Annotated in this window: 12 protein-coding genes; 6 read left to right on the top strand and 6 right to left on the bottom strand. The window is 62.4% G+C overall.

Annotated features, from left to right (window positions below):
• The first annotated feature begins 150 nt into the window (after positions 1 to 150).
• Positions 151 to 570 (top strand): CopG family ribbon-helix-helix protein, encoded by a 420-nt coding sequence (locus tag ACYJ11_RS20080; protein ID WP_004592383.1) that lies wholly within the window; start codon positions 151 to 153, stop codon positions 568 to 570.
• A gap of 100 nt (positions 571 to 670) precedes the next feature.
• Entirely contained in the window at positions 671 to 1,582 is a 912-nt protein-coding gene (locus ACYJ11_RS20075; RefSeq protein WP_461649182.1) for a PLP-dependent cysteine synthase family protein, read from the top strand.
• A 35-nt stretch (positions 1,583 to 1,617) separates the two neighbouring features.
• Here ACYJ11_RS20075 and ACYJ11_RS20070 read toward each other — a convergent pair whose 3' ends face one another.
• From ACYJ11_RS20070 to cyaB, 4 genes are read right to left on the bottom strand one after another with little or no spacing between them, the layout of a single operon-like run.
• Entirely contained in the window at positions 1,618 to 2,163 is a 546-nt protein-coding gene (locus ACYJ11_RS20070) for a DUF5804 family protein (RefSeq protein WP_005533935.1), read from the bottom strand.
• Between the two features lie 27 nt (positions 2,164 to 2,190).
• Positions 2,191 to 3,378, bottom strand: coding sequence for a tRNA sulfurtransferase (locus tag ACYJ11_RS20065; RefSeq protein ID WP_461649181.1), 1,188 nt, complete (start codon positions 3,376 to 3,378; stop codon positions 2,191 to 2,193).
• Between the two features lie 47 nt (positions 3,379 to 3,425).
• A complete protein-coding gene (locus ACYJ11_RS20060; RefSeq protein WP_461649180.1) occupies positions 3,426 to 4,628 on the bottom strand; it encodes a methionine adenosyltransferase in 1,203 nt (400 codons plus the stop codon).
• A gap of 59 nt (positions 4,629 to 4,687) precedes the next feature.
• Positions 4,688 to 5,230 (bottom strand): class IV adenylate cyclase, encoded by a 543-nt coding sequence (gene cyaB / locus ACYJ11_RS20055; RefSeq protein WP_461649179.1) that lies wholly within the window; start codon positions 5,228 to 5,230, stop codon positions 4,688 to 4,690.
• 80 nt (positions 5,231 to 5,310) lie between these two features.
• On the opposite strand from cyaB, the gene ACYJ11_RS20050 reads away from it, so the two are divergent.
• The 3 genes from ACYJ11_RS20050 (at position 5,311) to ACYJ11_RS20040 (ending at position 7,709) form a co-directional block, all read left to right on the top strand.
• A complete protein-coding gene (locus tag ACYJ11_RS20050) occupies positions 5,311 to 6,339 on the top strand; it encodes a threonine ammonia-lyase (RefSeq protein ID WP_461649178.1) in 1,029 nt (342 codons plus the stop codon).
• A gap of 79 nt (positions 6,340 to 6,418) precedes the next feature.
• Complete coding sequence (locus ACYJ11_RS20045; protein ID WP_461649177.1) at positions 6,419 to 7,363, top strand: FKBP-type peptidyl-prolyl cis-trans isomerase; 945 nt, start codon at positions 6,419 to 6,421, stop codon at positions 7,361 to 7,363.
• Positions 7,364 to 7,508: 145 nt separating this feature from the next.
• Positions 7,509 to 7,709 carry a hypothetical protein gene (locus ACYJ11_RS20040; protein ID WP_188979954.1) on the top strand — a complete coding sequence of 67 codons (201 nt, stop codon included), beginning with the start codon at positions 7,509 to 7,511 and terminating at the stop codon, positions 7,707 to 7,709.
• 1 nt (position 7,710) lies between these two features.
• On the opposite strand, the gene ACYJ11_RS20035 is transcribed toward ACYJ11_RS20040, so the two are convergent.
• Together ACYJ11_RS20035 and ACYJ11_RS20030 are read right to left on the bottom strand one after the other, a co-directional pair.
• Positions 7,711 to 8,340, bottom strand: coding sequence for an RAD55 family ATPase (locus tag ACYJ11_RS20035; protein WP_005533947.1), 630 nt, complete (start codon positions 8,338 to 8,340; stop codon positions 7,711 to 7,713).
• Positions 8,341 to 8,368: 28 nt separating this feature from the next.
• Positions 8,369 to 8,995 carry a MinD/ParA family ATP-binding protein gene (locus tag ACYJ11_RS20030; RefSeq protein WP_461649176.1) on the bottom strand — a complete coding sequence of 209 codons (627 nt, stop codon included), beginning with the start codon at positions 8,993 to 8,995 and terminating at the stop codon, positions 8,369 to 8,371.
• A 260-nt stretch (positions 8,996 to 9,255) separates the two neighbouring features.
• Between ACYJ11_RS20030 and ACYJ11_RS20025 the strand changes: the two genes are divergently transcribed.
• Positions 9,256 to 10,188, top strand: a complete 933-nt coding sequence (locus tag ACYJ11_RS20025) for a sugar phosphate isomerase/epimerase family protein (protein WP_461649175.1) — start codon at positions 9,256 to 9,258, stop codon at positions 10,186 to 10,188.
• Positions 10,189 to 10,205: the final 17 nt, after the last annotated feature.

Raw genomic sequence — 10,205 nt, 5'->3', positions numbered from 1 at the left:
TAGCCCACTCAGGAGAGATATCTCTCCCGAGTGGGCTTTCCGTATTTATGCAGCGCCAGCCTGACGAGTGAGTACGCAGACGACAGCGGCAGTACCGCCCAGTGCGGACGGATATGAACTATTAATACTGCAACGGCGTCGAGTTAATACATGGGCGTTGTAAGTATCTCGATGCCGGACGAACTGGAGGAGCGAATCGACACGTTCGCCGACGAACACGGATACACAGGTCGCAGCGAGGTCGTTCGGGAAGCGGTGCGGAATCTGATGGGGGAGTTCGAAGACAAGCGACTGGAGGATCGTGAGTTGATGGCGATCGTCACCGTGCTGTTCGATTACGAGACGACGACGGTTGAGGAGAAGATGATGCATCTCCGCCACGACCACGAGTCCATCGTTGCGTCGAACTTCCACAGCCACGTCGGTGACCGGTACTGTATGGAGCTGTTCGTGCTGGAGGGCCAGCTAGAGGACATCTCCGCGTTCGTCGGCAAAGTCCGAGCCACTAAGGATACCCTGTCAGTCGATTACTCGGTGCTGCCGGTCGACGATATTAATATGTTCTCGTGAATCGTCGCCGACGCCAGAAAGTGCTGCCGCATCTTCGAAGTCTACGAATCGTTTGGGGCCTTCAGTAGGCGTTTAAGTCGGGCCCGCGTAGGCGGCGGCGATGAAAGACTCTATTCTCGATACAATCGGGTCCCCACTGGTCTCGGTTCGCGCACCGGAGGGGGCGACCGTTGCGGCGAAGGTCGAGTCGTTCAACCCTGGCGGGTCCGCGAAAGACCGGCCAGCGAAGTATATGATCGACGAGGCTGAGCAAAACGGGACGCTCGAACCGGGTGATACGCTCGTCGAACCGACGAGTGGGAACACCGGCATCGGGATGGCGATGGTCGGGGCGACGAAGGGGTACGACGTAGTGCTGGTGATGCCGTCCTCGAAGTCGCCGGAGCGCCGACAGATAATGAAGGCGTACGGCGCGGAGATCGACCTTGTCGAGGGAGACATCTCCGACGCGAAGGATCGCGCGGACGAGCTGTGCGAGCGCGATGACTACGTTCAACTCCGACAGTTCGAGAACCCAGCGAACCCGACAGCGCACTACGAGACGACGGGAAAGGAAATACTCGAACAGGTGGGCGACCGGACTGTCGACGCGCTGGTCGCGGGCGTCGGTACTGGTGGGACGCTCACCGGCACCGGCCGTCGACTGCGTGAAGCGTTCCCCGAGATGGATATCGTCGCGGTCGAGCCGGCGGACAACGCCGTCCTCTCGGGGATGGAACCGGGTACCGGCGAGGATAGCTTCCAGGGAATGGGACCGGGATTCGTCAGCGACAACTTGGACACCGATCTGCTGGACGACGTGGTGACGGTCGAACTCTCGGATGCGGAGGACGAGTGCCGGCGGCTTGCCCACGAGGAGGGTATCCTCGTCGGGCAGTCATCGGGCGCATCGAATCTCGCCGCGCGGAAGGTGGCTGAGCAACTCGTCGCGGACGGCGTCGACGATCCGCTCGTGGTCACGGTCTACTGGGACAGCGGCGAGCGGTATATGTCGACCGGAATGTTCGACTGAGAACTGTCCGTTCTATGCGCGCGGCGTGATCCGAGTTAGGCTCCGAACTCCGATTCGGTCACTCTGACGATGAGCGTGTCATCCACGTCCTGAAGATCGTATTCGGGAATCGTGTCACCGGTCCGTGTCAGGAGCATCGGCTCGACAAGTTCAGGCGGGCGCTCGGTCTCTTTCGCCTGTGTGCCAGTCGTTGCTTCCGACTCTCCCTCCGACGAGGCTTCGTCAGTAGATTCGTCGGGTACGTCCGACTCGACAATACCGTACACTTTGAGAAAGCGACCGGTATCCTCTGGCGCAACGTCATCGTCCCGGATCGCCGCGGCGAGGTCCCGGGAGAGCCACTCCGTTTCACTGATCGACGGGTCACGCACGAACGCAGCGTCGGCGAAACGAACGAGATACCAGTTCAGGTCGTTGAGCAACGCAACCGCCGCGCCGAGGCTCACGGTGTCGACGGCGACGGTATTCGCGAACGGCTCCTGCAGGTCGTAGGTGGCGAGTGCGTTTCGCGCAGTCTCGCGCGAGAGGAGTTCGTACCGGAGATTCACGTCCTCGCTCCCGACGAGACAGACCTGCGTCATGGCTCAACCCTGGCCCGCCCCGGAAATTTAGCTTTCGATGGGGATGACAGCGCGGTCCTGCGCACAGACTTTGGCACGCTCGAACAGGTCGTCGGGTTCGGCTGCCCGAACCGCTTCCAGCGAGGCATTGGTTTCCGGATGCGATGGCGCGACACGGTTGCAACCGGTGTCGATTGTCGAGTCATCGAAGGTCCCGATAGTCCGCGCGTGGTTGGTTATCTCGGACTTGTCGACGGTGAGGTTCGGTCGGTACACCGGGAGCGTGGTCGCAGCATCGGTGACTGCGATGTTCGCGCTTGTCTGGCTGGACTTCTGCCCGATAGCTTCGCCGGTGACGATGCCGACAGCGTCGCATTCGTACGCGATAGCCTCGGCGACTGCGAGCATGAACCGGCGAAGAACGAGCATTCGGAGCGACCCGAGGTTTTGAGAGAGGTCGGTGACGACGTCACCGGCGTCGATTACGGACAGCGACAGGTCGTGTCCGGGTGCGTACGAGGCGAGTGTTTCGACGGTCGAAACGGCTCGCGCCCGGTGGTCGGGGCCACCGTAATCACCGAGGTCGACGTAGACAGGAAGCACGGGTGTGCCGCGTTTCATCAGTTTCCAGGCGGCGACGGGCGAGTCGATGCCGCCGCTGACGAGAGCGACGACGGGTCGCTGGGTCCCGAGCGGGAGGCCACCGGGTCCCGGACGTTTCTCACAAAAGACGTAGGCCTCGTCGGCACGACACTCGACGAACAGTTCGAAATCGGGGTTGTCGAGGTCGACAGCGGGCTCACCGCCCAGTTCCTCGATTGCCTCCCAGACGGCGGTACCACCGTCGGACTCGATGTCCGTGCTCGAAAAGGGATGTGCCTCCGCTGGTCCCGCCCGCCGGGCGCTAACAGCGAAAGTACCGCCGTCGTACTGCTCCCGTGCGGTCACGGCCAGTGCATCTTTGATTGCGGACAGCGTCGAGTCGACGGTCGTGACCGCCGAGGCGGAGGTGACGCCGAACGTATCGGCCGCGGCCGCGGTCACGTCCTCGGGCTGGTCGGTGTGGACGAACAGCCGGTTCCGTCGTTGTTCGATATCCCCTGAGAGGGCGCGCGCGTCGAGCATCGCACGGATGTTGTCCGCCAGCTGGTCCTCCATCTTCCGGCGGACCTGGTCGCTCTTGACGCCGAGTTCTCCGTGGCGAACGAGCACGCTGTCGGCGTCTGGTGGATGCATGCCCGCGAGTTGACTACCGGCGAGTAAAGGGGTGTCGCCTCGCCGTCTCAGAACGTCGAGAGGTTGCCCTCGATGACCTGCCGCGTGATGTCGGTCACGTCGGCGAGTTCGTCGTCGATTGTGGCCTGGATATCTGCTTCGACGTCGCCGACTGCGACACCGTCTTCAGTGATAACCGTCGCGTCAGCGACGTGGGGTTCGTCGATCGGCGACCCGATCTGTGAGAGCAGACGCATCTGGACCTGTCGGATGCCGTCCACCTCGCTCGCAACGGACTGGGCGATCTCTGTCGAGAGGAGGTTGTATATCTTCCCGATGTGGTTGACGGGGTTCTTTCCGGACGTTGCCTCCATGCTCATCGGCCGGTTGGGCGTGATGAGGCCGTTCGCACGGTTTCCGCGGCCGACGGAACCGTCGTCGCCCTGCTCGGCACTGGTCCCGGTGGTGGTGAGATAGATGGACTCGGCGTCGTAGTCGTCGGCCGTGTTGACGTGGACCGTCACGTCCCGGTCAGTGTACTCCTCGGCGAGGTCGGTGACGAACGCTTGGACGTCCGAAACGGCGGATTTGTACGTTTCGAGGTCCGGAACGTGTTCGTCGACCATCGCAACGGCCACGGTCACGTCGATGTGGTCGCCCTCCCGCTTGCCCATCACTTTCACGTCCTGCCCGACGACCGGGTTCGACTCGGCGTACTCGCCGGTCAATTTCTGCTCGGTGTTGCGGACGATCTGCTCGGTTTCCGTTAGCGGGGCGTGGCCGACACCGTAGCTGGTATCGTTCGCCATCGGCACTGTCGCCTCTTCGCCGAACACGGTCTGGAGGTCGCCCGACCCTTCGCCGAACTGGACGTCGACGATGACGTCGGACCCGAGGTCGAGATGCGGGAACTGCTCGTCGAGGTAATCACGTGCGGCCCGGAGAGCGATGCTTTCGGCGGGGATGCGCTCGCCGTCGAACTTCTTCGTCGCTCGGCCGACGACCAGGATGTAGATCGGCTCAAGCACTTCGCCGCCGCCGTACGCGGGGGCGGCAGTGCCGGCGACGAGCTGTGTCTCGTCTGTGTTGTAGTGCAAAACTGTGCCGAACCGGTCGATGTACGTCTGTGCCAGCGCACGCGACACTGTCTCCGCGATGCCGTCACAGATAGAGTCCGGATGGCCGATACCCTTGCGCTCTACGACTTCAATGTCCTGATCTTCGACGGCGAGCCCGCTTGCAGGTTGGACGTGGATGTTCCGCTCGGTCATTGTCGCAACTTCGTCTGGCCGGGTTCTATAACTTACGGGAACAGATAATAGCGGAATGATTACTCGTTCGCATCGCTAAGTAGCATACCGAGATAGGAGGTTCGCTGCTGGTCGCTGGGGTCCAGATTGAGGTCATGAAGCACCTCGTAGGCCCCCTCTCGCACGGGTTCGATGTCCCCGTCGGTCTCCCGTTCCACTTCGACGAACTCGCCGACATCGTCGACAGCGTCGAGCGTGACGTCGTATTCCCGAACTTCGTACACCCGACGGTTCTTGCGTACGGTCGCCGCGGGCTCGAAGCCGAGGTGCTGGACGATCGCGTCGATGTCGTCGCCGTCCTCGACGCCTGTTTCGAACTCCTCTCGGCTCTTCGACTCCGCTTCGAGGAGCGGCCCCTTGTAGGTAACTTTCGCGTTCGTCTCCCCCTTTCTGGTCTCGCGGCGGACCCGGAACGCCTCGTCTGTCTCGGCGAAATCCCGATGGGGGGCGTCGTAGTACGTGTCCGTCTGGATCACCGTGTCGACTTGTTCGGCTTCGAGTTCGTCGAGTCGCTCCGCGACACCCTCGATGTCCGCTGGCACTTTCACCTCGACTTCGTACATACTGTGGGGCTGGACCGGGTCGCTGAAAAACGCTCCCGTCGACCGCGCCATTTACTGTGTCCGCTCTCTCGGGTAGTAGTATGGCCGGTCGCTATGAACCGATCGATTCCCCGGACGAGACGACCCTCTTTCCGTACCACGACCTGACGCCGCCGACAGTTGCAACGGTCGCGCGCGCCCGGCAACGCATCCGACAGCACCTCCCGGAAACGCCGCTGGTCCGCAGCGAAGCCCTCTCCGAAGCTCTCGATGCGGATGTCTTGCTCAAGCGGGAGGATACCCTCCCAACTGGCGCGTTCAAAGTCCGTGGCGGTGTAAACCTTGTCGCGTCCCTCGACGAGGAGTTCAGGGACGCTGGGCTGCTCGCTGCGAGCACGGGCAACCACGGCCAGTCTATCGCCTGGGCCGGCCGCGAGTTCGACGTGCCGGTCACCATCGGTGTCCCGGCGGACGCGAACGCCGGAAAGGTCAACGCACTGGAACAACTCGGTGCGGAAGTCATCCAGTACGGCGAGGACTACGACGAGGCCCGCGAGCACATCGAGGACTTGGCGACTCAGCGTGCGGCGCGCTACGTCCACTCGGGTAACGAACCGAAACTACTCGCCGGTGTTGGCACAGCAGGTCTCGAAATCCTCGACGAACGACCCGACGTTGACCGCGTGTTCTGTCCTGTCGGTGGTGGTACCGCCGCGGCCGGGTACTGCACGACACTCGGAGCGATGACGGACGCCGCTGTCGTCGGCGTGCAGGCTGCGGGTGCGCCCGCAGTGTACCGTGCCTGGCACGAGGAGACGCTGGAGGCCCTCGACAGCGTCGACACCATTGCCGAGGGCGTCGCGACCCGGGTGCCGTTCGCGCTCCCGACCGAAATACTGCAGGCGGAACTCGCTGATTTCCGGCTCGTGTCAGAGGACGCAATTGCGGACGCCGTTGCCCGCCTGTTCGAGACAGACCGCATCGTCATGGAAGGGGCCTGTGCGACGGCTGTCGCCGCAGCGCTTCAGGCTGGAGACGAATTACGGGGCGAGACAGTCGTTCTCCCCATCTCAGGGCGGAACATCGACCGCGAGAAGTTCGACCGGTTGTTGGCTGAAAGCGAGTACTGACTGGCTACTGCCACAGTTGCTCGACCGCTGCTGACCGGGAAACGTTGTCCTTAAGAGTGCCACGACTGACGAACAGGGTATGAGCAACGAGTCTGAGACTGACGTAGACGAGGAGACTGCAGACGAAGAAGAACAGGCTGAGGGACTCCAGAAAGGCGATGTTGTCAAGCTCGCTTACACCGCCCGCACCGTCGACGGCGGCCAGCTTGTCGACACGACCGACGAGGAAGTCGCCGAGGACGACGGTATCGACACCGAAGAGCAGGAGTTCGGCCCGCGCACCATCGTGCTGGGCGAGAACCACATCTTCCCGGACGTCGAGCAGGACATCTACGGCAAAGAGGTCGGCGACGAGGGCGATGTGACCGTTGCGGCCGCCGACGCCTTCGGCGAGTACGACGAGGAAGAGGTCCGGACGGTCTCGAAGGACAAGATCCCTGAAGACGACCGCTATCCCGGCGCGCACGTCGACATTGAAGGCGAGCACGGCCACATCGAGACCATCATCGGCGGGCGCGCGCGAGTGGACTTCAACCACCCGCTGGCCGGTGAGGATGTCGAGTACGACTACGAAATCCTCGAAGAGGTCACGGACCGCGAGGAGAAGGCCCAGGGCATCATCCAGATGATGCTCGACATGGAACTCGACGTGTGGTTCGAGACTGACACTGTCGAGGAAGAACAGCTCGTCGAGAGCGACGACGAAGACGAGGACGAAGAGTCCGAGCCCGAGTACGAAACCGTCGAAGTCGAGAAGGAGACGCTCTACATCGAGGCGACGCCGCAGCTGACGATGAACCAGCAGTGGATGATGGGCAAACAGCAGATCGCCCAGCAGCTGACCCAGCTCCTCGACATCGACCGCATCATCGTGCAGGAAGAGATCGGTGGCGGCGGTATGGGCATGCCCGGCATGATGGGCGGTATGGGCGGTGCCGGTGGCGCTGACATCGAAGACGCGCTGGAAGACGCCGACGTTGACGCCGAGGAGATCGTCGAAGAGATCGAAGGCGCTGAAGAGTAACTGCACCGCGAGCACGCGAGCGGTTCTGCAGTGTTGAGCGTCAGCGACTAGTTCCGCGACACCGCAGCTCCGAGCGATAGCGACTGCTACTTTCTGAGGGCATAAACGGGAGAACCGTTATACGCACGACACGTCATCACTACCCATGCGAGTATCGCTGGTGTACCCGTCACTGCTCGCGCTCCCGCCGGGAATTGCGTTTGGCGTCGGAACAGTCGTGCTAACAGGCAGCACCGGAATCGGACTGGCAGCGGGTATCGGCGTCGGTCTCGGACTGTTCCTGTTGATACTCGTCGGCACTGAGCTCGGCTCAACGGACAGGGAGCCACGGCCCGGCGGCGAATAGATCAGGCGATGTCGCGGCTCGTGTCGATGCTGACCTCTTCGACGAGATTGAGCTTGATGATGTCGGTGGGCGCTCGCCCGCCGCGGAACTTCGGAATCGCGAGGCGGTTTTCCACCTCGTCACCGGCCGTCGTGGTGTTGAGCTGGAACACCACGTCAGCGAAGTGCTCGGTCGTATCCCGAAGCGGTGGCACGTCACGGCCATCGAGGCAGTGGACGATAGCGAGGCTTCCGGTGTTGACGATGTGGTTCTGCAAGTCGTTCATGAACGCGCGAAAGCGCGAATGTGGCTCTTGGGCTTCCAGCACATCGAGCGGATCGACGATGAGGTTCGAGGTCTCCGGCAGCGCCGAGACGAGCTTGCCGGCGTTGTCAAGCGGCGCTTCGCCGGAGATGTGTCGGACCGTCGGGTCGCCGGTGTTGGCCGGCGTCTGTTCGATGCTCGCGATGACGGATTCGGCGGTCCGATCGAGTGACAGCCATAGCGTCCCGCGCGTGGCGGTGAGTTCGTAGAGGAACAGCTCCGCCTGGCTAGCCGGCTGGGCAGAGAGCACGACGATACTCCCGGCAGGGATGCCACCATCGAGCTTTCTGTCGAGGACGTCGATCCCCGTTCGCAACCGGTTGGCCATACCACTGAGGACTTATTTTCCCACGAGATTAAGTATTCCGCTTGGCGAGAACGTTCGCTATCGCGACGTATTTTGCCGCCGCCCGGTCCGACTCCAGCGGTTTCGACACCGACGGAACGTGTACCGTCTCTGGGCAGGACAGCAGTGGCGATGGGTTTACCGACCCGTCACTGCCGACGAGGACCGCGAGCGCGGGCGGGGCATCGAGCACACGGGCCATCGCCGCAGTCTTGGCTGCGTCGGTAAGGCTTTGGCGGGTTGGTGCGCTCACGAGCACTGTCCTGTCAGCCGCCCGCAGCGGCCGGGCGGCGTCCGGGCCAGCCCCGGCCGGACAGTCGAGTATCACCGGGCGATTACGTCGGGGCAGTGTGTCGATGGCAGTGTCGACAGCGGCTTCGGTTACATCCTGACAGGGGAGTACGTCGACGTTCTCGACGGCCATGGCGCGCTGCGCAACTGTGGTCGGCTCAGCCGAGACTGTGATATCAGCGATTCCGGGTGCCGGGTCGACCCCAGCGCGACGGTGGAGGTTCGGCATATCGCGATCGGTGTCCACGACCAGCGACCGTCTGGTCGGCGTCCCCAGTGCCTGACCCACGCCGAGGGCGATGGTCGTTTTGCCACAGCCACCCTTGCCGCCAGCGATTGCGAGCATACTGGGGATGGACCGTCTATCGGGTTTGAAGCCTTGTACTGGAGTCGAGAACTTGACAACCGAACTGGGGCGAAAGGACTGGCTTACGTCGGTTGGCCGTTGCCTACTCTTATACGGTCGTTATACGCTGTACGCCCCCTGTCCACAGCGGGCCTGTGTTTTCAACGGCGACGGTTCCGACAGCCGAACCGTTCGAGTCCGTTCTCAATGGGCCTTGATAGCGTGTGTGTAACAATATTGGTGACACCGTAACTGTGGGTATGGGTAGTGGACCGAACACGGCTCTTCAGTTATACAGTATCCGCACCCTGTCCGAACCGCTCCCCGAAATCGTCCGTCGTGTCGGCACTGCAGGCTACGATGGGGTCGAATTCGCTCACCGGTTCCACGAGGAAACGCCCAAAGATATCGCAGCAGCACTTGATGACGTGGATCTCGAACCGGTCGCCGTCCACGCGGACCTCCCGGAGATCGAGGCTGCGCTGGACGGAGAGTCAGACCTGCTGGTCCGGTGTCGAACTGTGGGGTGTGATACACTCGTTATCCCGCATTTGTCGGCGTCCGAGTTTCGAACTCGAAGCGACATCCGCTCGCTCTCCCATCGGCTTTGCGACGTAGCAGCCGGCCTCGAAGCGTGTGATATGCAGCTCGGGTATCATACGGGACGACGGACGTTCCGACCCTTCCTTCCGGACGCGGCGGGTAAACTCATCGACGAAACGCCGATACCCGCAGCCGTCGGAGAATACACACACCAGTTGCTGACTAACATTCGGGCAACCGATCAGACGACGATACCGAGCGAGACGCCCGCGTGGAACCTCCTTGCTCGAACCATGCCGGCGGAACTCACGTTCGAACCGGAGGTCGCTGAGATCCGTGAGGCCGGCTACGACCCAGCCGAGTTCTTTTCACTCGGTGGTGAGCGTATCGAGATGGTACACCTCCGGGATGTCGCTCCAATCGGGCCGTTCCGGGGCTACACGAACGTCCCACACGGAGAGGGCGTTGTAGATATGGAGGCAGTTCTGGACGCCGCCAGCGACGCTGGCGTCGACTGGGTGATCTACGAAAACGAACTCGACAGCGACCCGATGGCGAAGATCGATCACGGGAGGGAAACGCTAGAATGTCTCCTTGACGGGAGTAAGCCGTCGCGAAGTTCCACACGGCTGTCAGCCACGAGTTCGTGACCGCCGTCGGTCGGTGT

The sequence above is a fragment of the Haloarcula sp. H-GB5 genome (genome assembly GCF_054850705.1).
The sequence above is the reverse complement of the archived record's forward strand: the minus strand, read 5'-3'. Positions and strand labels throughout refer to the sequence as shown.